The organism is Cuneatibacter sp. NSJ-177 (genome assembly GCF_022867805.1).
In the GTDB taxonomy this organism is placed as follows: domain Bacteria; phylum Bacillota; class Clostridia; order Lachnospirales; family Lachnospiraceae; genus Pseudolachnospira.
In genome coordinates, this window is the sequence record NZ_JALIFO010000002.1 from 351,710 (window position 1) to 376,171 (window position 24,462).

Annotated in this window: 25 protein-coding genes; 7 read left to right on the forward strand and 18 right to left on the reverse strand. The window is 51.5% G+C overall.

The annotated features are described in order from the left end of the window. Positions 1 to 36: 36 nt before the first annotated feature. Complete coding sequence (locus MUB23_RS05665; RefSeq protein WP_244799367.1) at positions 37 to 918, reverse strand: LysR family transcriptional regulator; 882 nt, start codon at positions 916 to 918, stop codon at positions 37 to 39. 348 nt (positions 919 to 1,266) lie between these two features. Here MUB23_RS05665 and MUB23_RS05670 point away from each other — a divergent pair, with 348 nt between their 5' ends. The 4 genes from MUB23_RS05670 (at position 1,267) to MUB23_RS05685 (ending at position 8,089) form a co-directional block, all read left to right on the forward strand. Further along, positions 1,267 to 2,571, forward strand: coding sequence for a hypothetical protein (locus MUB23_RS05670; RefSeq protein ID WP_244799368.1), 1,305 nt, complete (start codon positions 1,267 to 1,269; stop codon positions 2,569 to 2,571). A 26-nt stretch (positions 2,572 to 2,597) separates the two neighbouring features. Then, a complete protein-coding gene (locus MUB23_RS05675; RefSeq protein WP_244799369.1) occupies positions 2,598 to 3,836 on the forward strand; it encodes an MFS transporter in 1,239 nt (412 codons plus the stop codon). A 48-nt stretch (positions 3,837 to 3,884) separates the two neighbouring features. Then, entirely contained in the window at positions 3,885 to 5,300 is a 1,416-nt protein-coding gene (locus tag MUB23_RS05680) for a YfcC family protein (RefSeq protein ID WP_244799370.1), read from the forward strand. 92 nt (positions 5,301 to 5,392) lie between these two features. After that, complete coding sequence (locus MUB23_RS05685; protein WP_244799371.1) at positions 5,393 to 8,089, forward strand: translation factor GTPase family protein; 2,697 nt, start codon at positions 5,393 to 5,395, stop codon at positions 8,087 to 8,089. Positions 8,090 to 8,132: 43 nt separating this feature from the next. Here MUB23_RS05685 and tsaA read toward each other — a convergent pair whose 3' ends face one another. The 14 genes from tsaA to MUB23_RS05755 form a co-directional block, all read right to left on the reverse strand. Further along, a complete protein-coding gene (gene tsaA, locus MUB23_RS05690; RefSeq protein ID WP_244799372.1) occupies positions 8,133 to 8,843 on the reverse strand; it encodes a tRNA (N6-threonylcarbamoyladenosine(37)-N6)-methyltransferase TrmO in 711 nt (236 codons plus the stop codon). Positions 8,844 to 8,969: 126 nt separating this feature from the next. Beyond that, the gene (locus MUB23_RS05695) at positions 8,970 to 9,758 is read right to left on the reverse strand and encodes a prepilin-type N-terminal cleavage/methylation domain-containing protein (protein WP_244799373.1); all 789 of its coding nucleotides are present in this window, start codon (positions 9,756 to 9,758) and stop codon (positions 8,970 to 8,972) included. Between the two features lie 247 nt (positions 9,759 to 10,005). Next, the gene (locus MUB23_RS05700) at positions 10,006 to 10,770 is read right to left on the reverse strand and encodes an ABC transporter permease (RefSeq protein WP_244799374.1); all 765 of its coding nucleotides are present in this window, start codon (positions 10,768 to 10,770) and stop codon (positions 10,006 to 10,008) included. After that, entirely contained in the window at positions 10,767 to 11,687 is a 921-nt protein-coding gene (locus MUB23_RS05705; RefSeq protein WP_244799375.1) for an ABC transporter ATP-binding protein, read from the reverse strand. Before MUB23_RS05705 ends, MUB23_RS05700 begins: the two co-directional genes overlap by 4 nt. Continuing rightward, positions 11,684 to 11,887, reverse strand: coding sequence for a PLD nuclease N-terminal domain-containing protein (locus tag MUB23_RS05710; RefSeq protein WP_244799376.1), 204 nt, complete (start codon positions 11,885 to 11,887; stop codon positions 11,684 to 11,686). The genes MUB23_RS05705 and MUB23_RS05710 overlap by 4 nt, the downstream gene beginning before the upstream one ends. A 12-nt stretch (positions 11,888 to 11,899) precedes the next feature. Continuing rightward, positions 11,900 to 12,808 carry a hypothetical protein gene (locus MUB23_RS05715; RefSeq protein WP_244799377.1) on the reverse strand — a complete coding sequence of 303 codons (909 nt, stop codon included), beginning with the start codon at positions 12,806 to 12,808 and terminating at the stop codon, positions 11,900 to 11,902. Between the two features lie 102 nt (positions 12,809 to 12,910). Continuing rightward, positions 12,911 to 14,533, reverse strand: coding sequence for a recombinase family protein (locus MUB23_RS05720; protein WP_118703324.1), 1,623 nt, complete (start codon positions 14,531 to 14,533; stop codon positions 12,911 to 12,913). Between the two features lie 107 nt (positions 14,534 to 14,640). Beyond that, a complete protein-coding gene (locus MUB23_RS05725) occupies positions 14,641 to 14,826 on the reverse strand; it encodes a hypothetical protein (protein ID WP_004849804.1) in 186 nt (61 codons plus the stop codon). A 270-nt stretch (positions 14,827 to 15,096) separates the two neighbouring features. After that, positions 15,097 to 16,437, reverse strand: coding sequence for a virulence-associated E family protein (locus MUB23_RS05730; protein WP_244799378.1), 1,341 nt, complete (start codon positions 16,435 to 16,437; stop codon positions 15,097 to 15,099). Then, positions 16,322 to 17,062, reverse strand: a complete 741-nt coding sequence (locus MUB23_RS05735; protein WP_244799379.1) for a CHC2 zinc finger domain-containing protein — start codon at positions 17,060 to 17,062, stop codon at positions 16,322 to 16,324. The genes MUB23_RS05730 and MUB23_RS05735 overlap by 116 nt, the downstream gene beginning before the upstream one ends. 47 nt (positions 17,063 to 17,109) lie before the next feature. After that, positions 17,110 to 18,582, reverse strand: a complete 1,473-nt coding sequence (gene mobQ / locus MUB23_RS05740; RefSeq protein WP_244799687.1) for a MobQ family relaxase — start codon at positions 18,580 to 18,582, stop codon at positions 17,110 to 17,112. A gap of 2 nt (positions 18,583 to 18,584) precedes the next feature. Continuing rightward, a complete protein-coding gene (locus MUB23_RS05745; RefSeq protein ID WP_244799380.1) occupies positions 18,585 to 18,902 on the reverse strand; it encodes a DUF3847 domain-containing protein in 318 nt (105 codons plus the stop codon). Between the two features lie 286 nt (positions 18,903 to 19,188). Continuing rightward, on the reverse strand, positions 19,189 to 19,392 hold the full coding sequence (locus MUB23_RS05750) for a hypothetical protein (protein WP_244799381.1): 204 nt from the start codon (positions 19,390 to 19,392) through the stop codon (positions 19,189 to 19,191). Positions 19,393 to 19,537: 145 nt separating this feature from the next. After that, complete coding sequence (locus MUB23_RS05755; protein WP_244799382.1) at positions 19,538 to 19,762, reverse strand: helix-turn-helix domain-containing protein; 225 nt, start codon at positions 19,760 to 19,762, stop codon at positions 19,538 to 19,540. 302 nt (positions 19,763 to 20,064) lie between these two features. On the opposite strand from MUB23_RS05755, the gene MUB23_RS05760 reads away from it, so the two are divergent. The 3 genes from MUB23_RS05760 (at position 20,065) to MUB23_RS05770 (ending at position 22,586) form a co-directional block, all read left to right on the forward strand. Beyond that, on the forward strand, positions 20,065 to 21,105 hold the full coding sequence (locus tag MUB23_RS05760; RefSeq protein ID WP_244799383.1) for a DUF6076 domain-containing protein: 1,041 nt from the start codon (positions 20,065 to 20,067) through the stop codon (positions 21,103 to 21,105). 92 nt (positions 21,106 to 21,197) lie between these two features. Then, positions 21,198 to 21,527: a helix-turn-helix domain-containing protein gene (locus tag MUB23_RS05765; protein ID WP_244799384.1), complete on the forward strand. Its 330-nt coding sequence runs from the start codon at positions 21,198 to 21,200 to the stop codon at positions 21,525 to 21,527. A gap of 6 nt (positions 21,528 to 21,533) precedes the next feature. Next, on the forward strand, positions 21,534 to 22,586 hold the full coding sequence (locus MUB23_RS05770) for a DNA cytosine methyltransferase (protein ID WP_244799385.1): 1,053 nt from the start codon (positions 21,534 to 21,536) through the stop codon (positions 22,584 to 22,586). Between the two features lie 49 nt (positions 22,587 to 22,635). Here MUB23_RS05770 and MUB23_RS05775 read toward each other — a convergent pair whose 3' ends face one another. From MUB23_RS05775 to MUB23_RS05785, 3 genes are read right to left on the reverse strand one after another with little or no spacing between them, the layout of a single operon-like run. Further along, positions 22,636 to 23,028 carry a hypothetical protein gene (locus tag MUB23_RS05775; protein ID WP_244799386.1) on the reverse strand — a complete coding sequence of 131 codons (393 nt, stop codon included), beginning with the start codon at positions 23,026 to 23,028 and terminating at the stop codon, positions 22,636 to 22,638. A gap of 23 nt (positions 23,029 to 23,051) precedes the next feature. After that, on the reverse strand, positions 23,052 to 23,468 hold the full coding sequence (locus MUB23_RS05780) for a very short patch repair endonuclease (RefSeq protein ID WP_244799387.1): 417 nt from the start codon (positions 23,466 to 23,468) through the stop codon (positions 23,052 to 23,054). 15 nt (positions 23,469 to 23,483) lie between these two features. Then, positions 23,484 to 24,455, reverse strand: a complete 972-nt coding sequence (locus MUB23_RS05785) for a restriction endonuclease PLD domain-containing protein (protein ID WP_244799388.1) — start codon at positions 24,453 to 24,455, stop codon at positions 23,484 to 23,486. Positions 24,456 to 24,462: the final 7 nt, after the last annotated feature.

Sequence of the window (24,462 nt, forward strand, 5' to 3'; positions counted from 1 at the left end):
CAGAAAATCCCGCCCATTCTCCGGCCGTCCGGCATGTTAGCTCTTTCCCTGATACTCTTCTTCAATAAACTGCACGAACTGGCTGGTATCCGAGTACAGCCGCTTTCCCTTTTTCCAGACCAAACCGATCTCCAGGTCGGCCAAGGGCTCCGCCAGCTCGGCCGTGCAGACCCCGTCCTGCATCCCGGCCAGCTCCCGCATCACAAAATACCCGGTATCGCCGTCCAGCACCTGGAAGGCCGTGTTGTGCTGCTGGGTGCGGAGAATGATCCTGGGAAAGAGGCCCTGTCTTCTCATCTCCCGCTCAACGGCGGGCATATTTTTCCGGTCATGCTGCTCTAAAATCATTGGGTACGGGGCAAGCTCCGCAAAGGAAAGCTGCTCTCTTCCTGCCAGAGGATGCTCCGGCCGCATACAGTAGACGACGCGGGAGCGGGCAAAAGGGAGAACCGAAAAATCCTCCCGCGAAATTCGATTTACAATCAGGATTCCCACGTCGGCCCGCTCCTTTTTGATCTCTTCCAGCACCTCTGTCTTTACGGTTTCCCGGACGGAAATTTTCAATTCGGGTCTGGCCTTTCGGAACTCCCGGACCGGCCCATCCACCACATAAGCGCCGATGGGGGACATGGTAGCGATGTTCACCACATTGCGTTTTCCGCCCAGATCCTGCATGTTCCGGGCGATCCGGTCTGCATGGGCCAGGAGTGACTCGGCCTTTTCCCAAAAGACCTGTCCGGCCTCGGTCAGCACCAATTTTTTTCCGGCCCGCCGAAACAGCTCCACCTCCAGCTCTTCCTCCAACGCCTTGACGGCTTTGCTCAGAGCGGGCTGAGAAATCTGAAATTCCGCGGCGGCCTTTGTCAGGCTGCCGCACCGGCAGGCGGCGACAAAATAGCGAAGCTGAGAAAAACGCATAAAAGCCCTCCTTTGCGGTCATTATACCATGTCTCCGACATGGTACCGCTCCGCTTTGGATGGCCACTTCGCTTCGCTTCGGGCCGGTATCATGTCCACTTCGTGCACATTATACCATCCTTTCTCTTCTTTTTCCATCTATACCCGGTTTTCCTGGTTTCATTCCTTCTAGTTATATGCAAATAATTTATAACCATTTCCTTTTTGAATGGGATCTTGTTAAAATACAGCTAGATTCTTAAGAACAGTTGAGGCGCGCCCTAGCTCACACAGGCGGCGGCAGATTCGGCCCGGCTCATTCCGAGCAAGCTGTGCCAAACATACCGCTCACAGGAAAGGAGTATCTTCATGTTCACCCAGCCTCTTTTACCCTCCGGGCGGAGAGTAAGATTCATCCACGAATTCCACGGTGTCTATTTCCGCTCCGGCTATGACAAACTGTTTCTGGATCGCGCCCTCTACGAGCCAGTCTTCCCGGTCTTTGAGCAGGACGGCGTCTTTTTCCTCTCCCTGGAGGACCTTTCCCGCATTTACTCCCCGGACCTCCTCGTCCAGGTGGAGGGCGGACGGATCCGCCTGAGGTTTCAAAAATATCTGGACACCATGGAGCGGGTTCAGATTGACAGGCAGTGGTATCTCCGGGAAGTTCCCGCAGAAGAAGCCGTCCTGGCCGTCGGGGAGCCGCTGGCCCAGGCCCATGGAGAATGGATCGAGCTCTCCGCAGGTCCCAGGGAAATCGGCGGCATCCTTTATCTTCCGGCCATTGAGGTGATGACGAAGATCTTTGGCGCGCGGACGGTCCCAGCCAAAAACATGACCGTACTCACCTTCTATGAGGACCTGACGTTCCCCCTCGTTTTGTGGCGGTATTACAGCTCGGTTGTGCGCGGCCGGACGTGCGGGGAGATTCACCGCTCCTTCTGGTTCGAGGAGGGCAGGCGGGTCATTCCGTATCACATGTACATTCCCACCGGTTATCAGCCGGATACCCCTAACAAAGCGGTATTCTATTTTCACGGCGGCGGCGGCAATGAAAGCCGCTTTTACGACCAGTCCGGCCAGAAAGCCCAGCTTTATGCGGAAGATAGAGGCTATATCGTCGCCGGAACCAACGGCTATATCCTCAGCTCCTTTTACGGAAGCCTGGTTCCGATCATTCAAACCCTTGACGTTCTAGATCCGGAAAAGGTCGCATATGAAAATCCGGAGGGTTGGCCGGAGGAAACTCTCCTGCTGCGCCGCCTGGCAGGCCTCTCTATGGAGCGGCAGTTTGAAGAAATCTTCGGGCGCTGGAATCTGGACAAAGAAAATCTGTTTGCCGCGGGAAATTCCGCCGGATCCGTAGCCTGTATGCAGTATGTGCTGATGAGACCCGGCCTGTTCAACGCCATCTGCCCCACCGGCGGCTTCGTCAACTATCATTTTTATGACTTGCGCCAATTCGCCGCCAATCTCGCCCCCCGGCACGCGCTTTTTGTCTGCGGCACCGAGGATGAGCACGGTTTCGACTATGTGATGCGGGGCTGGGCCGAGATGGACCGCCTCGGCATTCCCTACCAAAAGCTTGTGGTCGGAGGCGGCGATCATCCCTCCGGCTGGAGCCAGGTGACGGACCGGATCTTTGACTTTTTTGACAGCTGTCTGACGAAATAAAGATATCAGGAGAAAAGGAGAACACTATGGCGGAGCAAACCAAACCCAAAGGCGGCGGCTACCTTCAAGCGCTGAAAAACATTTTGACCAACCGGAACTTTCTTTTGCTGATTTTGATCCGGGCCAGCTATTCCATCGCTACTGAATTAAATAAGACCACCATCAGCAAATTTGGGGCGGCGGTCGGCGCTTCGGCCGCGGTACTCGGCGTGGTCGCAAGCCTTTATTCCATCACGCAGATGATCAGCCGGCCGATTTCCGGGCGGATTATCGACAGGCTAAACCAAAAAAAGGTGCTGATATCCACATTTATCCTCTATATCCTTGTGAATATCCTATACGTCTTCACCTCCAATGTCCCGCTCTATATCTTTGACCGGATGCTCTATGGTTTTGCCAGCGTATTTGTCATGACCAGCATGGGAACCGTGGTCGGCGCTTCCGTGGATAAGAAGGCGATGGGAACCGCTTTCGGCGTCTATCTGTTCATGCCGAAGGCAGTCTCCGCCATCGTGCCGGTCCTCAGCGTCAATATCTACAATACCATGGGACCCAACGGCGTTTTCTACGGCAGCGCGGCTTTCTGTGCTCTCTGCGCCGTTCTGTCCTGTTTCATCCGTGTGGAGGATGCCAGCAAGCTTTACCGGGCGGCGGCCGAGAAAGCGGGAAAGATCAAATTCAAGCTCTCCAACTTCATCGCCTTCGAGTCTCTTCCCGCCGTGGGAATGCGCTTCTTTACCAGCTTTCTGTTCACGCTGACCCAGACTTACCTGGTGCTCCACGGCGATGAATTGGGCATCGAAAACGCAGCAATTTATTTCTCCATGTACACCCTGCTCTCCATGTGGGGCGGTATTGTCGGCGGGCCGCTCTATGACAAACTGGGCATGGATTTTATCATCTTCCCAATGCTGGGAGGCGCGGCGATCGCCACCTTATTCTGCGGCTTCGCCACGTCGGCCACCCACTTTATGCTGGCGGGCATTGCTTTTGGCTTTACCTACGGCATGTCCAACCCGGCCTGCTCCGCGGCGGCCATTGCCATGGCTTCCCCCGAACGGAGGGGGATCGCCACCGCCACCAATCTTTTGGTGCCGGATGTCTGCTCGGTGGTCACCGGCTTTCTGATCGGATATCTGGCGGACGCCTTCGGCTATGCCGCAACGTTTCGGGTGATGGTCGTTTTCCCGATCCTTGGATTTATCTTTTATCTGTTCAGCCGCCGGAAAATCCAAAACGCCATCTCGGCGAAGACCGATGCTTAAATCCGCTTCTTGCCCCAAGCTTCCGGAAGCGGGAAAAGGGGAAGCCGTATGAAAAAATATCCGAATTCTTTTTTGATCCTGATCGCCTTGATCCTGGTTTCCTGCGCTTTGACCTGGCTGATTCCCGCCGGTTCCTATGCGCGGGAAGCCGGGGAGTCCGGCGATTCCACCTCCGTGGGCCAGTTTTCCTATGGGGAACCCACGCCGGTCAGCCCCCTGGCGCTCCCCGGCTATATCGTGGACGGCTTTGCCAAAAATATGGATCTGATCCTGGTCCTGCTCTTTTCCGGAGGAGCCTTCTCCCTCGTCAATGCCTCCGGCGCTCTGCAAGCCCTGATCCACGGTATCGCCGCCAAATGCCAAAAGCGCAGGCTGCTGCTTCTGATCCTTTTGACCTCTGCCTTTGCGCTGATCTGCTCAAATCAGGCGCTCCAGCTCTTCATCCCTTTTGTGCCGGTGCTCGTCCTGCTGACCGTCTCCATGGGATACGATTCCATCACCGGCGCCGCCCTTTTGATCCTCGGCGGCGGGGTTGGCTTCTCCACTGGAACGCTCCGCACCACGACCACCCTGATCGCCCAAAAGATCGCCGGTCTCCCGCTCTACTCCGGCCTCTGGTTCCGGGCCCTCTGCCTGGTAATTTTCCTGGTTCCCACCTGCCTGTTTCTTTGCCTCTATGCAAGAAAAATCGAACAAGGCCCGAAAATAAGTCCCATGTATGACCTGGACCGGCAGCTTTATTCCGACACGGACCGGATCGGAAAGCGCCTCTCCTCCCATGCGGATCCGTCCGGACAGGCACTTTCCTGTCCCCTGACCAAAAAGCACAAGCGTGTGCTGGCCATCCTGATCGTTGCCCTGGCTTTGATGGTTTACGGCACGCTCCGCTTTTCCTGGAGCGTCCGGCAGCTGGCGGCTGTATTCCTGGTTTTGGGGATCGGAGTGGGAATTCTGGAACGCCTCCCGTCCGATGAAATCTCCGGCTTATTCCTAAAAGGCAGCAGTTCCCTGCTGTCTGCGGCCTTTTTGGTCGGCTTTGGAACTTCCATCTCCCTGATCCTGTCCGCAGGGGGGATTACCGACACGATCATCCATGCTCTCTCCCAAACCTTGAGCCTGGCGCCCCGTTGGAGTCAGGGCGCCTGCATGTACCTGGCAAACACCTTGGTCAATGTATTCATCACCTCCGGCACCGCCCAGGCTTCGGTGGTAATGCCGATCTTTATTCCGGTGGCAGATCATTTGGAAATGACGAGGCAGACCGCGGTTTTAGCCTACAATTTCGGGGATGGTTTTTCCAATTATATTCTTCCCACCTCCAGCGCTCTGATGGGGATCCTGGGCGCGGCGAAAATCCCGTTTGGGCGGTGGGTGAAGTTTATGGGGAAAATGTTTCTGATCTGGGCCGCGCTCTCCTGCCTCCTCGTCACCATCGCCCAAGCGATCCGGCTGGGGCCGTGCTGATGGATTGCCGTTGATGCAATCTCCTTTCAGTGTTATACTAAAAAAGATAAGCCGCCTGCCGCGGCTATAAATAAAGAAATTTGGGGAATTGCATGAAACATAGAGAGAAACTGACAATCGGAATCCTGGCCCATGTGGACGCCGGAAAAACCACCTTGGCCGAGGCCATCCTTTATCTGACCGGCAGCATCCGAAAACTGGGGCGGGTGGACCACGGGGACGCCTTCCTGGACACCTACAGCCTGGAAAAAGCCAGGGGGATCACCATCTTTTCCAAACAGGCAGGATTTCCCCTGGGGGACTACGATGTGACTCTTCTGGATACGCCGGGGCACGTGGATTTTTCCGCAGAGATGGAGCGGACGCTGCAGGTCTTGGACTACGCCATCCTGATCATCAGCGGGGCCGGCGGCGTACCGGGACACGTCCGCACGTTATGGCATCTCCTGGCCCGGTATGGAATCCCGGTTTTTCTATTCATCAATAAGATGGATCAGCCGGGGACTGATCCGGAGGCCATCCTTGCGGGGCTCCGGGAACAGCTGGACGACCGGTGCGTGGATTTTGACAAGTCTCAAAACCGGCAAACATGGATGGAGAATCTGGTTCTTTGCGACGAAGCTTTGCTGGAACAATATCTCGATCAGGGAACCATCGCGCAGGGGGAGATCATCCGCCTCATCCGGGAGCGGAAGGTGTTCCCCTGCTATTTCGGTTCCGCGCTGAAGCTGACCGGGGTGGAAGAATTCCTGGACGGCATGGCTTCCCTGATCCAGCCGCCTGCCCGCAAAGAAGCCTTCGGCGCAAAGGTCTATAAAATTTCCAGGGACAGTCAGGGGAACCGGCTGACCCACATGAAGATCACCGGCGGAAGCCTCAAGGTGAAAGCCCTGCTTTCCAACCGGGAGGAGGGGAACGACAGAGAAAAAGAGACCTGGGAGGAGAAAGTGGATCAGATCCGGGTCTACTCCGGCTCTGGATTCCAAACCGTGGAGGAGGCCCCTGCCGGAACGGTCTGCGCCGTGACCGGGCTGAGCCGCACCTACTCCGGCCAGGGCTTTGGGGGGGAGCACGCCTCCGAGCTGCCGGTTCTGGAACCGGTCTTAACCTATCAGATCTTACTGCCGGAAGGCACTGACATCCCCGGCACGTTTCAGAAGCTGACGCAGCTCGGTGAGGAAGAACCACAGTTAAACATGGTCTGGGACGAGCAGGCCGGGGAAATCCGGGTTCAGCTGATGGGCGAGGTCCAGTTGGAGATACTGAAAAGTTTACTCTGGGAACGCTTTGGGCTGGAAGCGGAATTCGGGACCGGGAGGATTGTCTATAAGGAAACGATTTCGAGCCCAGTGGAAGGGGTGGGCCACTTTGAACCGCTGCGCCACTATGCTGAGGTTCACCTGAGGATGGAACCGGGAGAGCCGGGCAGCGGCCTGGTATTTGGTACAGAATGCAGCGAGGACGTACTGGACCGGAACTGGCAGCGTCTGGTTCTGACTCATCTGGAGGAGAAAAAACACCGGGGCATCCTGACCGGATCGGAGATCACCGACATGAAAATCACCCTTGTGTCCGGGAGAGCCCATCCCAAGCACACCGAAGGGGGAGACTTTCGGCAGGCGACCTACCGGGCGGTCCGGCAGGGTCTGATGCAGGCCGGATGTAGGCTTTTGGAGCCGGTCTATGAATTCCGTCTGGAAATCCCATCGGACAAAGTAGGCCGCGCCCTGACGGATATCCAAAACATGCACGGCAAGTTTTCTCCGCCGGAACTGTTAAAGGATCAAGCGGTCCTGACCGGCACGGCGCCGGTATCTTTCATGCAGGGCTACCAGCGGGAGGTGACCTCCTACACCAAAGGGTGCGGACGGCTGTTTTGTACCGTCAAGGGCTATGAACCCTGCCACAACGAGGAGGAAGTGATCTTAGCCTCCGGCTATGAAGCCGAAGCCGATGTGGAAAATCCGTCCGCCTCTGTTTTTTGTTCCCACGGAGGCAGTTTCCTGGTCCCCTGGGATCAGGTCCCGGAGCACATGCACCTGGAATACCGGCGCGGGCCAAAGGAACCTGCGTCGGCTCCCGCCCCGGCCATCCCCCGGCCGTTTCTCACCGGCGGACAGACCTCGGATGCCGACGAAAAGGAGCTGGAGGCGATTTTTACCAGAACCTACGGCCCGGACCGAAGGGCGGAGCGCAGCAAAAAAAGCCGGATGGACAGCGTCCCTCAGACCAGGTTCCGCCAGCCTCAGCCGAAAAAGGATCCGGAAAAGGAATACCTGCTGGTGGACGGCTACAATATCATCTTTGCCTGGGAGGAGTTAAAAGAGCTGGCCAAGGTCAACATCGAAGGCGCCCGGAATTACCTGATGGATATTCTCTGCAATTATCAGGGATTTCAAAAAAATAACGTGATCCTCGTCTTCGACGCCTATAAAGTAAAAGGAAATCCCGGCGAGGTATTCCCTTATCACAATATCCATGTAGTTTACACAAAGGAAGCCGAGACGGCGGACCAATACATCGAAAAAACTGTCCATGAAATCGGACGGAAATACGAGGTGACCGTGGCCACCTCTGACGCGCTGGAACAGGTCATCATCCTGGGCCAGGGCGCCACCCGTCTCTCGGCCCAGGGATTGCGGGAGGCGGTGGAAGCAGCCAAGATAGAGATCCGGGAAATCTGCGAAAGCCGGACAAAGGAGGAGAAAAACTACCTGTTCAACCACCTTCCGGAAGATATGGTGGATTGGATGGAAGAAGTTCGCTTGGGAAAAAAGACGCTGGAATGAGGAAGGGAAAAGGGTATTGTAAAGTGGACACCGCACCATAAGGTTATTTTACTTCAGCCCCGCTGTTCCTGGGCGTCGTCGTCACCTGACAGACGGTCAGTACACTGTCCCGAACGTTGAATTTAATCTCCCACCCGGCAAAGCGGAAGCCATAGACGCGCTCCGGGTCGTTCTGGTAGGAAGGCCTCGGATCGCTGGCCAGGACGCCGATCAGCGCTTCCCGGCGTCCCACAGGAATCTGCTCCAGCAGGTCCTTGGGAAACTCCACCGAAAGGCGGTAATCCTTGGTGCTCTCGGCAAATCCTCCCCTGGCCTCCGGATGGCTGTCCACAAAGGACAGATAAGGCTTGATGTCATAAATCGGCGTCCCGTCCATCAAATCCGCCCCGGTGATATGAAGAACCGGCCCCAGATTAGGATGAAGCTCAATGCGCTCCAGCTGAACCGATGACAGCCCAATCGGGTTAGGGCGGAAGGGGGACCGGGTGGCGAACACTCCCATGCGGCGGTTCCCTCCGAGCCGGGGCGGCCGCACGGTCGGGGACCAGGTTCCCCGGACGGACTCGGAGAACTCCCAAAGAAGCCAGATATAGGAAAAATCCTCCAGCCCCCGCACCGCATCAGGGTTCCGGAACTCCGGCTCAAAGACAATCTTCGCTTTCAGGGCCTGGACGAGGCCGCTCTGTCGCGGGATTCCAAACTTGGTTGGAAAATCCGTACAGATCCTGGCAATTACTTTCATCGGCTGAGACATCTTCTCCTCCCCTCCACTCTCCTTTTTGCAATTCTTCCGAGTACTGCCTCCGCTGTTTTCTCGCTCTATCTCGGAAATCCTCTATCGAAGGCAAAAACTGATATTTCTGCTTCAAATCCCGGTTTTTTAACCGCTGATCTGTTCAAAATTTCTGTCCGTCAGATAGGATTCCAGATCATCCTTGTTTTTATCCTTCAAGTCTGCAATCGGCGTTCCCTGGTATTGGTGGGTATAAGCATGCTGCTTTGTGCTCTGGTAAATCTTACCGTCCACATAAACCAAGGATGCGCTCCAATTGGCGTGGGATTTATTATTCCCAGGGGCCGCGTACAGGATCACCGTGCCGTCGAACAACGTATACGGCCGCCAATACAAATCCTGATCGGCAAAATGGGACGCATTTTTCATCCGGTCCGCCACTTTTAACAACGATCCCCGTTCGTCATAGACGTTGGAAATCAAATCTTTTCGGTCAAAACCCGGCTTATTAATATCTTTGTAAACCTTCTGTGACAGAGAAATATAGCTCTTCTCGCTTTCCACGCAAGGACAGAGCACCTCCACCGACCGCACGCCGTCGATGGTGGACACCTCCAGCGTATATTTTTCATTGTGCACCGGGCAGTATGCTTCCTTCTCCGCATAAAAACCCAGATCCGCCATATAGTCGATGGGATCGTCTCCCAACACCGCTTTTACCTCCACGGTATCCTTACATTCCCTCAGCTCCTGGTTTTCAATGGAAACCATCTGGAAAACCCTGGCAATCTCGCTTCGCTGAATCTCGCACCGCTTTAGCTGCGCCTTATGTATATATTGTACACAGGTGGGGACCAGGATCGCCATCAGGATCGCAAGTATCACGAGGACCACGATCAGCTCCACCAGGGTAAAGCCCTCTTTTCGATTTTTCATGAAATGGCAACCGCCTTCCCAGCCAAAGCCGTCCGTACCGCTACTAATAAAAATCAGAGGGCGCCGCCTTGGTTCCTTTGCTCAGTAGATCTATTCTATCATCTTCTCTCCAGAAAATCCACCAAAATACATGAAATCTCCCGCGCCTGAATCGAGTGCTCCGTTTCTCCGGAAGTGCCGCCGCAAAAAAAGCAAGTCAAGGATCCCATGGGTTCCTTGGCTTGCCTCTTTGTCCCTCATCTCTTTATTACAGCGTTTTCCTTCTCATGATCCGGATGGCAGCCGCCAGGGCCGAAACCGCCAGAACTGCGCAGATCAGCAGAGGCGGCAGAAAGTCTGAGACAGTCAGATTTCCATTTAACAGTTCCATGTTATCCATGATCAGGCGCACCGGGAGATAATCCCGGACCGGCGGCAGCAGCTGAAGAAGCATCATCGCCAAAAAGGTTCCTCCGGCAACAAACAAGCTCCCGGAGCTCCCCTTGGTCAGGGTGCCACCGAGCAGCAGCAATTGAATCAGCAGCGCGCCGAAGGCCCAGACGAGAAACACGGCGAAGCCGAGGCGAGGGGGCCAAAGCGTTTTCCAGAAAATCCAGCCGTAAAGCAGACTGGCTCCAAAGGCCAAACCATAGCAGACCGTCCAAATCAGCAGGGCTGCCGTGCTTTTAGCCAATATGACGTCGGAACGGGACAGCCCCTTGGTCACAAAATTAACCAAAGTGCCTTTCGTGAACTCTGCCGAGAGAATCGTGCTGAAAAGGATCACCAGCACAATCAGGCCAATCTGGGGCACGTTTTTAAAAAACTGGGCCCAGGAATCGAGAATGGCCGGCTCGCCGATTCCCAGGTTCGCTCCTTCCGGCAGAAAAGCGGCCACCAGGTCCGGCAGGTACTTTGCCGACAGGGGACTCATAATCCCCAGGGCCAGAAACACCAGCGCCAAAATCAGAAACTTATAAGTGCGGAGGTTTTCCATCATTTCCTTTTTGAAAAATGCGCAGTAGCCGTTCACTGTACCACCTCCAAAAACAGATTTTCTAAGGTCGGCTCTTCCCGCTCCAGTTTTACCGGCATCAGGCCATGTTCCCCAAACAGTGTGAAGAGCTCCGCCTCTGTCTTTCGTATCTCCGCGGTACGAAGGGTCAGGGTATGCCGTCCCTCCAGAGCGCAGATTCCCAATTTTTTCTCCTGACAGAGAGAAAGCAGATGCCTGGCATCCGTCTCGGATTCCAGTTCCACCCGCAAAGTATCGCTCCCGCCGGCCTCTCGGAGCCGTTCCAGATCCCCGCCAAGAGCGATCCTGCCGTCTTTTAAAATCGCAATCTGGTCGCAGATCCGCTCCACATCGGCCAGGACATGGGTGGAGAAAATCACCGTCGTATTCTCTCTCGCCCTGCTCAGCAGATCCAAGATTTCTTTCCGCCCCATGGGGTCCAGCGCGGACGTGGGCTCGTCACAGATCAAGAGCCGCGGCCTGCCGAACAGTGCCTGGGCGATTCCAAGGCGCTGTTTCATGCCTCTGGAAAAGCCTGCGATCCGTTTTTTCCGGAAAGAGGAAAGGCCGGTCATCTCCAAAAGTTCCTCGCACCGTTTCCCGCATTCCTTTGCACTCACGCCCGCTACTTTTCCGCAAAGTGTCAAATACTCCGTTGACGTCATGTACCCGTAAAATTCCGGTACGTCCGGCAGATAGCCGATCATCCGGTTCGTCCTGGCGTCCCCAAAGCGCACCGGAGTCTGACACACGCTCAGATTGCCGGCATCGGCCTTTATCAATCCCAGAATGATTTTCATCGTGGTGGTCTTTCCCGCCCCGTTTTGTCCGATCAGGCCAAATACCGAATGCTCCGGCACCGCCAGGTCCAAGCCCCGGAGCACCGGACGGCCGCCGAAGCTCTTTTTCAGCTCGGAAATTTCTAAGACGTTCATTCCTCTTCCCCCCGTCCAAAAACAAAGTAGGCGATCGGGCCCAAAAACTGTACGAGAATTACGACCACAATCCAAATCCCTTTGCTGCCGTGGCGGTAATGAGGATGGCGCAGCACATGGACCAGCGCAAACAAGGCAAGGCCCACTTCAATGAGAATCAGCGGCAGCAGAGCCGGTAAATATTCCATCAGCGTTTCCATGGCTCCCCCTCCTTATATTTGCTTTAATTTCTCTACGCAGCTCCGAAAGCGGAAATCATCCCGGATAAAATCAAACACCGGATTTTGTTCCAGCGCGGCCACGATGGATGCTTTCACCAGCTTCGGCCCCCGCGGCGCCCTTGCTCCGAGGCTGAAATCCTGGAACCATTTTTCCAGGGAATAGAAATAATCGTCCCCGTGGAGCTCTAAGATGTCGTCCCGCTGGCAGACCGCCACAAACCGGTCCAGCGCGGCCAACGTCCGGTCCTTTTCCTTTCTCCCGGCGTATACCGTAGCGGCGATCAGGGATAGGCTTAAGGACGTGGTCGCATGGAGGCCGTCGAGCTGAAAGGCGCCGGCCACAGTGAAAAGCCGTTCTAAGGTAATGTCCTCCACTTCCTTCTGTCCGGGACACAGTGCCATATAGTTGATCAAATCCTGAATTAAGAACAACAGGTGCTGATAGGCTGTGATCAGGAATATTTCCTTGGCCCGGTCCGGGTTTCCCAATAACTGATAGGACGCGGCAATCAGTTCGGCATCCTGTGCCATCGGGAGGATATCCTCCCCCAGCACGTTCAGGGCTTCTGCCGCTCTGCCGGTCATCAAATAAACATAAGCTTCCACATAAACAGCGTCATGAATCAACGCTGCGTCCCTGCTTTCCTCCGCCACCCGGCGGCAAAGCTCCAACGTCTCTTCCTGCAGCGCCGCGTCCGCCTGCAAATCACAGTTGTTTAAATAGAGCACCGCTACCTGCAACAAAAACGGAAAGCAGGAGTAATATTTTTTGACATATTCCCTTGATTTTTCCAGCGCCTCCGCCTTATTTTCACCGGTAAGCGCCTCCGCCAATTCCTGATAGATCTTGCGGATCGCCTCCTTGGTCAGCTGGGGCTCATAACCGATCAGCTGATCCACGGAAATATTAAAAAGCGACGCCAGCTGGGGCAGAAGCAGAATATCCGGGTAGCTGTTTCCCGTCTCCCTTAATTAAAGATATTGTTGGGTAAAAAAGAAAGGTCAGTCGATTTTGCCGATGAAGCGGTAGTAGATTTCTACTTCCTGCTCACGGCTTCCGTCCTCGCCCTTGACAGCTTCGTGGACGGTTATTTTTTCAATTAGAGTGTTCAGAAGTTCGGCGGTCAGCTCCACAGGGTTGACATACTGTTTCATCAGGGCAATCCACTTTTCAGCATCCGCTGCGGTCTGTACGGCGGCTTCCATCGTTTCGTGAAGCTGTCTTATTTTTGTTTCAAGCTCCTTTTGCTCGTTCTGGTACTTCTCGGACAGCATATTGAAGTTATACTCGGTTATGCGTCCGGCAGACCAGTCCTCATACATTTTAGCAAACAGCCCGTCAACCTCGGCTTTACGCTTCTCTGCCTTTTTCAGCTCCGCAGCCTGCTTTTTCTTCGCAGAGTTTCTTTCCCTGTCGCTGGCATTGAGCAGGCGTTTCAGCAGATTGTCCTCGTCTTTCTGTGCCAGCATAGACCAGTATTGCAGTCTTGCAAGCACATAGGCATACAGTACATCATAGCGGATATAGTGCATGGAACACTGGCGTAATCCCTGCCCGTGCTTGCTGCAATGGTAGTACCCGTATGGGTTCTTATTCTGCTTGTTTTCCCCATAGGCTAAAGACCATCCGCAGTCTGCACATTTTATCAATCCTGCGAAAATCTGTGTCGTACCGTTTCTGCGTTTCCTGCGTCTGCTTGCAATCAGCTCCTGAACTTTTTGGAACACTTCTTCAGAAATGATGGCTTCGTGGGTATTTTCCACACGATACCATTCTTCCTGCGGCTTCCGCACCTTTTTCTTGTTCTTGAATGAAATGTTGCTCTGCTTGTTGTGAATGCTGTGACCGATGTAGGTTTCCTCTTTCAAAATGCTCTTGACCTGTGCTATCGTCCACGCATAGGCTTTTTCTGCGGGCGCACCGGCGTAGATATTGGCGAAAGTCCCGTATCTTTCATAGTTCAGCCAGCCGGGGGTAGGTACTTTTTCCTCCACCAGAATCCGTGTAATGCTGGCGGCTCCACGCCCGTGTACAGCAAGGTCAAAAATCTTCTCTACAATCCAGCGTGTTTCCGGGTCGATCAGAAGATGACCTTTTTTGTCCGGGTCTTTTACATAGCCCAGCGGTGCATAGGCTCCATAGTGTGCGCCATTGGCAAATCTTGTGTGCATGGCAGCCTTGACCTTTTTGCTGGTCTGTCGGGCGTGCATTTCATTCAGGATGTTTAAGAACGGTGCAAGCTCGCTTTCTCCGTTGATGGTGTCCACATTGTCATTGATGGCAATGTAGCGTACTCCCTTGCTGGGGAAATAGATTTCCGTGTACTGACCGGTCAGGATATAGTTTCTTCCCAGACGGGATAAGTCCTTTGTGACAACGCAGTTGATTTTCCCGTCTTCGATGTCATCAATCATCCTTTGGAAACTTGGACGCTCGAAATTTGTCCCACTCCATCCGTCGTCAATGTACTCGTCTACAACGGTCAGCCCATGCTCTGCGGCATACTGTCTAAGCATCATGCGCTGGGTCTGGATACTGCCGCTTTCCCCCTGTAATTCATCGTCACGGCTCAATCTCAAATATAGTGCAGTGTTATAAATCGTTGTATTGTATGGTTGTTTCACGGTTAAAAATCCTCCTTCTAAAAGAAACAACCCACGCTTATACAATACTCGCTGGTACAAGTATATCATAAGCGTGGGCTGATTGACAGTCGTTATTCCGTATTTTTTCAGGAAGCGGCGGCAGCGTGCTGGATCACATCTTCCAGCAGGCTGTCAAGCGGCTTCCCATCCTGTGCGAAATGCTCCGATACCTTGATACGGACTTTCCCCATGACAAAATACTGGGTGCCGTCTTTTTCGGTAAGCAGGGTGCCGCTGTTTTTGTTATTGCTCTCGTTTTTGCTTTTTGCCATAGGCAGTTACCTCCATAAATGAAATATGCCCGACAAGGGAATGTCAGACAGGTGTACAGCCGCAGACTGTCTCCGTGTCAACCAAACCGTGTCAACCGGCAGAAAAGACTTTGAAAACAATCCATAGGCGCTCTATTATTACTTTTTACTTTTTCTTTGATTTCTTGGTTGACATGGTTGACAAAGGAGAGAAATGCCCCAAATATCAGGCTTTTCCCCGTCAACCGGCTGTCAACCAAAGCGTCAACCAAACTGTCAACCGGTGGCTTTTCAGAATGGAAGTTCCATTTGCCGGGCTTCTTCTTCCGTGATTTCCTGAAAACCGTCCCCCTCCGGCGGAGCTTGGTTGACACGCTCCCAGCCTTTTTGAGAACCGTATTTCTTATACCGCTTCGGGCTTTTGTAGGCTACCCAGCCCTGTATGATGCCGCCCGCAATGCCGGTATTCATAATCTCGCAGATTGCCCGTGTCTCCCAGTCTGCCGGGGAATTTAAGTTCCCCAGCGCTTCCTCATAAAGCTGCTTGGAACATACCCTGTCGCCGGTGTAGTCCTCCAAATAGGCGTAGATCATGCCCGCCTGCGTGTCCTCCTGCATGAAGTCCTGCTGATGGGCGTTCAGGTATCGGTTCATTTCTATGCTGAATGACAGCTTATACTTCCCGCTGCGGTAAACCGTCATGGCTTCCGCCCACATCTGTTCGATATATGCCCTCGCTGCCGCTTCATCGTCCAGTATGTGAACCTCCGCCCGTTCTGGGTACACCGTTACGGGGAGAAAGCGCCGGTTGCCAGTGCGGTCACGGGGTAAAAAGTCCTGCCGGTTGGTCGTCCCTCCAAATACACATTGCCGCAGCCGGTCTGCCGGGTGTGTCTCATACGGCACTTTGTAGGTTTCTTTCTGGCGGCTTAAGAATGACTTGATTTCCTCAATGCTCTTGGCGTTGGCTGTGGCAATCATCTCCGACATCTCGATAATCCAATGCCCTTGCAGCTTACGGTACACGTTTTCATCGTCCAGCTTCTTCAAATCGTCTGAAAACCATTCGTCCCTGCCTGCCAGCAGCCGGAAAAAGGTAGATTTCCCGGCTCCCTGACCGCCAACCAGACAGAGCATGACCTCAAACTTGCTCCCCGGTCTGAATACCCGCCGGATGGCTCCCATCAGGAACAGTTTCAAGGCTTCATAGGTGTATTCGTCCGTATCGGCTCCCAGAAAGTGATGCAGGGCGTAACGGATGCGCTCTGTGCCGTCCCATTGCAGGCTGTTCAGGTAATCCCTGACCGGATGGTAGCGGTTTTCATTGGCAACAATCTTGATGGCGCTCTGCACCTTTTTCTCGCTGGTAAGCCCGTAATTTTCTTCCAGATACAAAAGCAGGTAGTTCATATCCATGTCGGTCAGCGTGGCACTGGTGCGCTCCCAGCCCAGCGGCTTCACAATGTCAACCTGCTCCGTCAAAAGGTTCAGGCGCAGCGCCCCACGGAACAGCGGGTCACGCTGGAACACCGTCAGGCAGTTTCGGATGCTGTTCTTCACGCCGCCTTTCTGCGTCCCCTCTAACGTCTCCCGGATTTCTGCCGGTGTCTGCGCCGGTTCCATTGTGTCCATCGTCCTTTTGACCGCTTCCTGCGTTTCCGGCGGCAAGCTCTGAAATTCGCTGTTCAAGCCGCAACACCTCCTTTCCCTGTGCGGCGATCAATGCCGCTTTTTCTTCTATTTCTCCGTATAACAAAATATCCAAAAGGTATTCTGTGTAGCTTATCCTCTGCAACGCTTCCACAAACAGAGGATGCCAGATGCCATCCTGCGGCTGTGGGGCGTATGCTGTTTTCCAATGCTCCAGCAGGCGCAGATAATCGCATAGCACCCGGAAACAATACCGTTCCGTTTCCTTAAATCGCTGCTCCGCTGATTTTTGCCGGGGCTGTGACCTGTTGTGACGCTTCCTATCTGGCGGTGCACTGCCGGATTTCTCATAGGAAACGCCGAAGTCCTCCGCAAGTCTGACCGCAGCTTCCCGTTTCCCCAATCCATGCAGCAAAGCGGCAAAGTCGATCACATCCCCGGAAGCTCCGCAGCCGAAGCAGTAAAAGTGGCTGTCCACTTTCATGCTGGGCGTGCGGTCATTGTGGAATGGACAGCAGACCATGCCGTTTCTCCCCACCCGGATTCCATAGAATGAAGCAGCCTGCCGGGTGGTAACAGACTGTTTCACCGCTTCAAATACATTCAAGTGCTCCCTCCATAAAAATGCCGGTAGCGGTAAAGCTGCCGGTTATGTCATAGCTCCATCTCGTTCTTCTTTCTCTGCACTTCCTGCGGCTGCTCCCTCCGGCGCAGTGCGGTATCTACGGCGTTCTGCACCTGCCGCAGCCGTATGACTTCCTCACGGAGCGGCTTGTGCTGCGGGGACAGTTCGGCATACTCTGTTTTTAACTGTGCGTATTCCTGTTTCCATGCTTTCAGGGCAATGGGTTTTCCATCCAGTTTTTCTTTCAAAATACGGCGGGCGGCATAAAACAGCCGTAACTCCGCACCGTGGGATGTTTCAAATTTCTCCCTCTGTTTCTTAAACTTGATATTGTTCAATTCCGTATGGACAGGTTTTAGCCGCTGGTAATTCTCGCCCTTCCTTATCAACTCCTGCAATTCCTTTATCCGGGCAGATTTCTTTTTCATGGAGCCGCTTAACGCTTCAAATTCTTCGCTGACAGAGGAAAGACGCTCCTGCAAATCCTCCAATGTGAGCAGCTTATTTTCTGTCAGATAATTGACGGCTTCGGCAAACTGCTTTAAGTTTCCGGTTCTGGCTTTATTGCTCCATGCCCCTGCGTTGCGCTGGTTGTAATAAGCGATCAGCAGGTCGGCAAGGTTCGGTATCTGCGGTTTGGAAAGTTCTTCTTTTACCTCTGCCATCCAGCCAAACAGGGCTTTGATCTTCTTTCTCACATCCTGTATGAGCCGGTTGGTGGCTTTAATCCAGCGGTTCAGTTCCCCTTTCTCGGTACGGATGCCCTTTGCTTCCATCTGCCGGACATTAGCGCCCTCGTGGACAGTAGGTATCAGGTCAAGCCCCTGCCGCACATAGGAACGGTGGTCGATACGCACATCCAGCCCTTTTTCCTCAAATTTTGTATTAACGGCAACCGCCCACTGCTCCCGCCAGTGTTCCAGCGTTTCCGGCTCGTGCCAGTCGGTGGTATGGACAGCGTTAAACATATAATCGCCGTTTTTATCCCGGATTCGGTTTCCATCTTCATCAAGAAGATATTCACGCCGCTGTTTTTGTCCCCATGTGCCATCCGGGTTCAAGGGGCGCATGGTTGTCATCACATGGAAATGCGGGTTGGGGATGCCGCCGTCCTCTTTCTCCGGGCTGTGAAAAGCAAGGTCGGCAATCATGCCTTTTGCCACAAACTGCTCCTGCACGAACTTCCTCGCCAGCCCCATGTTTTCTTCCAGCGTCAATTCATTCTGCATGGCAATATCAAAGGAATAGGCAAGCTGGGCTTTTGGATGTTTCTCGCAGCTCTCCACAGCATTCCAGAGGGTCGCCCGGTCAAGATATATTTCCGGCGCATGGGGCGGCAACATGATTTCCGAAGCGATCACGCCGCCCTTTTTGGTGTAGTCGCTGACTTCCCCATAGTAGTTGCTGTAAAGACGCTCCCCGGCTCGGTAGGCTGCGCTGGCAATGGCGCTCTGACCGGCGCTGCGCTTTATCTGTGCGATTGAAAAATGATAAAGTGCTATTCTTAGTCACCGCCTTTCTCCTGCCCGGAAATACGGGCGTGGTTCTCTGCGGCAGACCGGATGAAATATTCCGCCTGCGGCAGATTCAAAATGCTTTCCATGAGGGAATAAAATTTCGTTTCGGTCAGCTCCTTTGTCTGCGGCGCAATGCTCTCAATGGCTGCCCCACGGGTAATCAGCCGGTGCGTCCTCTGTTGCCGGGAACCGCTTTCCAGATACGTCTGCCGGTTTTTCAAACGCTGCATTTTCCGCTTTTCCTGTTCCAGCAGAATGGTAGTTTTTTCATATTCCTGCTTCAACTGTTCCAAAGATTTCTCCATGTTCTCACATCCTTTTCTTAGTAAGATAAAGAAAGACCATCCGCAGACAGTCTGTGTGTCAATGCTTCTATAAAACCCGATGAAAAGGGAAAAACGCAGAGCGGATTTCTCTTTTCGGCGGGTGCACAGGGGATAGCCGCTTTAGCGGCGCAAGGGGGTGCAGCCACCTTGTCGGAGCGAAGCGAACGCAGACCTCGGATTGCTGATTTCATCAGCGGCAGAGGTAAGCTCCGCAGGACGCACGATACGGGGCTGAAAGACCTGTATAGAAGTGCGCTTTTAGTTCCTAAGGGATTTTGCCGTTTCCGGCAGTCCTGACCTTTTTCTTGGAACGCTTGGAAAGATATTTTGGACAGTCAATCACAACCGCCCGGAAGCTCTGTTTACATTTGTGCTGGCATTTCCGGCACAGTTCGTTGTAAGTGATACGGCTGCGGTCATTTAAGAAGAAAGACCATTCCAGCCGCCGCTTTTTGCTCATTCTTGCCATAACCGGCTCCTTTCTCCGTTTCTATCTGATGTACGCAGACAGGCGGTTTTTGTGTAGCGTTTCGGTATCATTTTCAAGGATTTTTCCCTCTGTATGCCCCTTTGGAAAGGGCGGCAGTATTGAGTCGGGGAATGATACTTCACGCTTATTTGTCGCTTCCCGGTACGGTTTCGGAGCCTTTTGCCATCCATTCAAAGAAAGCAATTTTGCTGACCTTGATAAGCCTGCCCCTGTGGAATGCCGGAAAGCCGGGGGTGTGTACCAGCTCATAGGCGCTCGCTCTTGAAATTCCCATAATCCGCTGGATGTCCGCCACATCTAAAACCAGCGGTAAATCCTCGTAGCTGTTCAATCTCTTTTTATCGTTCATTCTGTTCCTCCCATAAACCAAATAGGTTAAAATGCTTCCTGCTGCCGTTCTCCCCAAAAGCCGTTTTCCTGCCCCATTCCTGCGGTGTTTCCCTGCATTGGTGCGCCGGATGCGTCACTTCTCCTGCCGGTCATATCCCTTTTGGACGGTCATTCGCTTGTCAAGGTACTGTATGGTACGAAATTACCAACTGCAATCATCATAGCGGACTATCCTTGACAAAACAATGCTTATGCGATACCATGAGTGTAACGGATATAACCAAATTATATAATTACCATAAGCAAAGGCAGGGGATAGGGATGGAGAATCAGTTTATACGGCATGAGCCATGTTTTGAGAGGATTTTGTTTATCCTGACGCTGGACAGGAAGAAAATGAAAGAGCGAATTTTGATTGGGGAAGAACAGCAGATCCGCTTCCGGCTGAACGGGAGCCAAAACACAGAGGTGCTTTGTGATATGACACGACCGCTTGGAACTTTTTTGATAAACTTTGAGCGTGACACGGGCAGAGATTGGAACTTATACGGGCTTTCTCCGCTGCGGCAAGCTCTCCACTCCAACCGATGGAAACAGCCGGAGCTGGAGCAGGCGGCAAGCGGATTTCTTTGGGAGAAATATCTTAGCAACGACCCTCTGAAAATGTATGTGGCGTTCCGTATCTGGAACAGCTATCTGCTTGCCAGAGAACCCCGTGACCGTAACGCTGCCTGTGACCGCTTCATGGATAAAATGAGCAGCCTGATCGGGGTATTCCATAACGAAGCCGTGAGCTTTGACAAAGAGACAGGAAAACCGAAACATTTTCAAGCTGGCAGCCTTTATTTCAAAGGCGCACCGTCAGAAGATACCCGGCTTGACCTCTGGTTCCCGGACAACCGGCGCACAGAAGAATGTGTGTCTGCCTATGCGTCCCTCTACCCGCTGATTACCTATTATCTGAACAGGTTGAATGACTGGGGACTTTGCTTCCGGCGGTGCAAGGTCTGTGGGAAATATTTTCTGGCAAAGAGCCAGCGGTATGAGCTGTGCAGCGACAAATGCCGCAAAGCGCAGGCACTTCAAAACAAGCGGGAATTTGACGAGAGGGCAAGAGAAAATAACTATGACCTGCTTTATAAAAATGAATGCCAGAACTGGCGCAACAAAATAAACCGGGTAAAAAATACCGCAGGCTTTCCGGCTGACCGTCTGGAAAAAATACAGGCTGCCTTTTCTAACTTTAAGAAAGAAGCCTTACAGAGAAAAAAGGCGGTAAAAACAGGAACAGCCAGCCCGAAAGAATTTACGGACTGGCTGTATCAGCAGAGTAATGTAATTGTGGGGCTGACCGACTATTAACCAAAAAACGCTGCAATATCGCAGCGTTTTTCAGAATTTCGTTGCTTTTTTGCAGCGTGTGTGCTATACTTAGACAAGTCAGGAGGCTGGTCATGAAACGATTAGGAGAACAGCTGAGAAAACTTCGTCAGGATTCAACTTTCAGTCTTAACGACGTTTATAAAAAAACGGGAATCCACGATTCGGTTCTCAGCCATATTGAAAAGGGCGAAACTCAAAATCCAGCCCCAGCTACATTAAAAAAGCTGGCTGGATTATATGATGTAAATGTAATTTCTTTATACTTGCTATGTGGATATCTTGATGAAAACGACTTGACACAATATCAGAGGTGCTTTTCTGGCGTTGATTTATTGACTGATGAAGAAAGAGACCTTGTTCAAAAACAAATTGATATACTTACAAAGAAATCTCAGAGGTGATTCCGTATGATTTTTAGATTAGGTGAGTTGTTCTGTGGCCCCGGCGGGTTGGCTTACGGAGCAATGAATGCTCAGATTGAAAACCCCAACTTTAGAATAGTCCATCAATGGGCAAATGATTATGATGGAGATACCTGCGAAACATATAGGCACAATATCTGCCCGAATCATCCTGAAACGGTTTACCATGCAGACATACGCAAATTCAATTTGAAGGGGCTTCCGGATATAGATGCTCTGGCATTTGGTTTTCCATGCAACGACTACAGCGTTGTAGGCGAACAAAAAGGTATGGACGGTGTGTATGGGCCACTTTACTCTTACGGCGTAAAAGTTTTAAATCTATATAGACCAATGTGGTTTCTGGCTGAAAATGTAGGCGGTCTCAGAAATGCTAATGACGGAAAAGCATTTTCAAAAATTTTGTTGGAAATGAGTGAAGCGGGCTACACATTGACACCACATCTATATAAATTTGAACAGTATGGAGTGCCGCAGGCTCGGCACCGTATTATCATAGTTGGGATTCGCAATGACCTTAATGTTAAATATCATGTCCCTTCACCTGAGCCATACAAGGATATTGACAACACCTGCAAGACTGCAATAGAGATTCCGCCCATTCCAGCAGATGCTTTTAACAATGAAGCCACCAAGCAATCGCCGACAGTTGTAAAGCGCCTAAATTATATCAAACCCGGCGAAAATGCTTTTACAGCAGACATTCCAGAAGATCTCCAGCTCCATATCAATGGAGCTAAAATCAGTCAAATATACAAAAGACTTGATCCAACCAAACCTGCGTACACTGTAACAGGAAGCGGCGGCGGAGGAACACATATTTATCATTGGTCTGAACCAAGAGCCCTCACTAATCGTGAGCGGGCGCGGCTCCAAACTTTTCCTGACAGCTACCAATTTATCGGAAGTAAGGAAAGTGTTCGCAAACAAATCGGAATGGCTGTTCCCTGTCAGGGTGCTCAGATTATTTTTGAGGCAATACTAAAAAGTTTTGCTGGAATTGACTATCCTTTTGTCGAACCTAATATTAACGAATAAAAATGGAGGAGTGAACTTCAATCCTAAAGTTCACCCCTCCATTTTTGAATTATAGTTTTTCAATTACGATTTCCGTAGGGCTTGTCCATGTAACCCTAATCTTGTCGCCAATGGAAGCTTCTGTCTGATAAAGCCAATTACCTATTGCTTTCAAGTCTTTATCGCCGGAAAACTGTTTCGCATATCGAGGATTATCTTGATTTCCTTGTGCTCGAATAACTCCTTGATATAAACCGTCTGCTGAGCTACAATAAAAAAGATTTTCTCCAAAAACATCTTTCCCATCAGTTCCATTTTGATTAAAAATATTATTGGAATAAGCGACGTTTGCTGGTATTGGTATGTATCCTTCGCCATATACAACCCCACGGGAATTCGTATATCGATAGGAACCCCATTCTAAATGTGTACGTTTTAATGTGATTTCATAAGATGTTATCATTAAGTCAACCTCCTTAGTCAAATTTATGTTTCTATGATTTTATCATATAGTATTTCCAGATTTTGCTCGGCAACCTTTTTCTTTAATTGACACTCCCATATTATCAGAACTCGCCATCCTTGTTCAGTGAGCAACGCAATGTTCTGAGCATCACGCTCAACATTGCGGTTGATTTTCTTGCTCCAATATTCCACATTTGAAGAAGGCCATACAAATCTTCCACAGTCATGCTTGTGCCAAAAGCACCCATTGACAAATATCACTGCTTTATATTTTTTCAGCACAATATCTGGACATCCCGGAAGCTTCCTGACATTTTTTCTATATCTCAATCCTTTTGAAAACAGGTATTTCCGAACAATTTCTTCTGGTTTTGTGTTTTTACTCCTTATATGTGACATATTCATGCTTCGAATTTCTTTTGTGTGATTATCGGCCATTTTATCACCACACTTTCATTGAATGTCATGAACAGCAAAATCCATATAATATTGTTCCTCATCCAATTTATAAAAGGTTACATCCGTTCTTCCATACGCCTCCAAATCTGCTTTTGTTACAAAAGCACCATTGGACAAACCAAGTCTATTTCGGAAGTATTCTCCTAACTGTGCATTGCTGAGAGGCGTTGTGATAGCCTTGTCGCCTTGCTGCTGAACGCGGAGAATCAGCTGATGCCTGTCATCAGTAAGAACTGTAAAATGCTGTTCATCCAGAGGGAAAAATCCTGTTCTGGCTATTTTGGTAGGCAACGGGATATAAGCTTCATTCTTATTGCGTTTCCCCCTCTGCCCCCAGTTAAGTCCAGATTTTTTCCCAACATCGCCTGAGCGTGAAAGCAGTGAAAGCGTAACAGATGGGATGTCTTGTCCAGTGATACTTCCAACCAAATTATTTTCTTCATCAAGAATAGGATGTGTTGCATGAAGCACAATCTGATCTTCAATCTCGCCATGATTACAATAAATTGTATCTTGTTCTATTTTATTATAATATGCCAACGCTTCCTGCAAGTCACATTCAGTCATAACTTCTCTGCGTTCACGACCAAATGCGCTCTGTGTGAAGTTGGCAGAGCCAATAAATGCTCTCATTGGAGTTGTTTCTTTCAGCCAGATATACAGCTTTGTATGCACAGGAGCATTTTCACACACATAACTGCATGAAAAACTACCTACTTCTGCTGGCAGAGTTGCCGAATCCACAAGAGATTTAAAGCCTTCATGAATTGATATGCTTAATCCATCATAAGGAACCATGCCAACAATCAGCGATATGTCAATTTTCTTTTCTGTTTTCTTCTCAATATTTTTAAAAAGCCATGAAGCCATATTGGGTGTGGCATATCCGCTTATAATAAGCAGATGGTCTGCCCCTGAGGACAGCGGCTCCCAAAATATCCTTTCCAGAAGTTCTGTGTCAAACATTTTTTCA

Excerpts from the sequence above, each read along its gene's own strand:
- MUB23_RS05785 (WP_244799388.1), bottom strand. The coding sequence starts at position 24,455 with ATGTTTGACACAGAACTTCTGGAAAGGATATTTTGGGAGCCGCTGTCC.
- MUB23_RS05775 (WP_244799386.1), bottom strand. The coding sequence starts at position 23,028 with ATGATAACATCTTATGAAATCACATTAAAACGTACACATTTAGAATGG.
- MUB23_RS05765 (WP_244799384.1), top strand. The coding sequence starts at position 21,198 with ATGAAACGATTAGGAGAACAGCTGAGAAAACTTCGTCAGGATTCAACT.
- MUB23_RS05725 (WP_004849804.1), bottom strand. The coding sequence starts at position 14,826 with ATGGCAAAAAGCAAAAACGAGAGCAATAACAAAAACAGCGGCACCCTG.
- MUB23_RS05750 (WP_244799381.1), bottom strand. The coding sequence starts at position 19,392 with ATGGCAAGAATGAGCAAAAAGCGGCGGCTGGAATGGTCTTTCTTCTTA.
- MUB23_RS05730 (WP_244799378.1), bottom strand. The coding sequence starts at position 16,437 with ATGGACACAATGGAACCGGCGCAGACACCGGCAGAAATCCGGGAGACG.
- MUB23_RS05665 (WP_244799367.1), bottom strand. The coding sequence starts at position 918 with ATGCGTTTTTCTCAGCTTCGCTATTTTGTCGCCGCCTGCCGGTGCGGC.
- MUB23_RS05710 (WP_244799376.1), bottom strand. The coding sequence starts at position 11,887 with ATGGAAACGCTGATGGAATATTTACCGGCTCTGCTGCCGCTGATTCTC.
- MUB23_RS05755 (WP_244799382.1), bottom strand. The coding sequence starts at position 19,762 with ATGAACGATAAAAAGAGATTGAACAGCTACGAGGATTTACCGCTGGTT.
- MUB23_RS05670 (WP_244799368.1), top strand. The coding sequence starts at position 1,267 with ATGTTCACCCAGCCTCTTTTACCCTCCGGGCGGAGAGTAAGATTCATC.
- MUB23_RS05705 (WP_244799375.1), bottom strand. The coding sequence starts at position 11,687 with ATGAACGTCTTAGAAATTTCCGAGCTGAAAAAGAGCTTCGGCGGCCGT.
- MUB23_RS05675 (WP_244799369.1), top strand. The coding sequence starts at position 2,598 with ATGGCGGAGCAAACCAAACCCAAAGGCGGCGGCTACCTTCAAGCGCTG.
- tsaA (WP_244799372.1), bottom strand. The coding sequence starts at position 8,843 with ATGTCTCAGCCGATGAAAGTAATTGCCAGGATCTGTACGGATTTTCCA.
- MUB23_RS05780 (WP_244799387.1), bottom strand. The coding sequence starts at position 23,468 with ATGGCCGATAATCACACAAAAGAAATTCGAAGCATGAATATGTCACAT.
- MUB23_RS05745 (WP_244799380.1), bottom strand. The coding sequence starts at position 18,902 with ATGGAGAAATCTTTGGAACAGTTGAAGCAGGAATATGAAAAAACTACC.
- MUB23_RS05770 (WP_244799385.1), top strand. The coding sequence starts at position 21,534 with ATGATTTTTAGATTAGGTGAGTTGTTCTGTGGCCCCGGCGGGTTGGCT.
- MUB23_RS05685 (WP_244799371.1), top strand. The coding sequence starts at position 5,393 with ATGAAACATAGAGAGAAACTGACAATCGGAATCCTGGCCCATGTGGAC.
- MUB23_RS05695 (WP_244799373.1), bottom strand. The coding sequence starts at position 9,758 with ATGAAAAATCGAAAAGAGGGCTTTACCCTGGTGGAGCTGATCGTGGTC.
- MUB23_RS05760 (WP_244799383.1), top strand. The coding sequence starts at position 20,065 with ATGGAGAATCAGTTTATACGGCATGAGCCATGTTTTGAGAGGATTTTG.
- MUB23_RS05680 (WP_244799370.1), top strand. The coding sequence starts at position 3,885 with ATGAAAAAATATCCGAATTCTTTTTTGATCCTGATCGCCTTGATCCTG.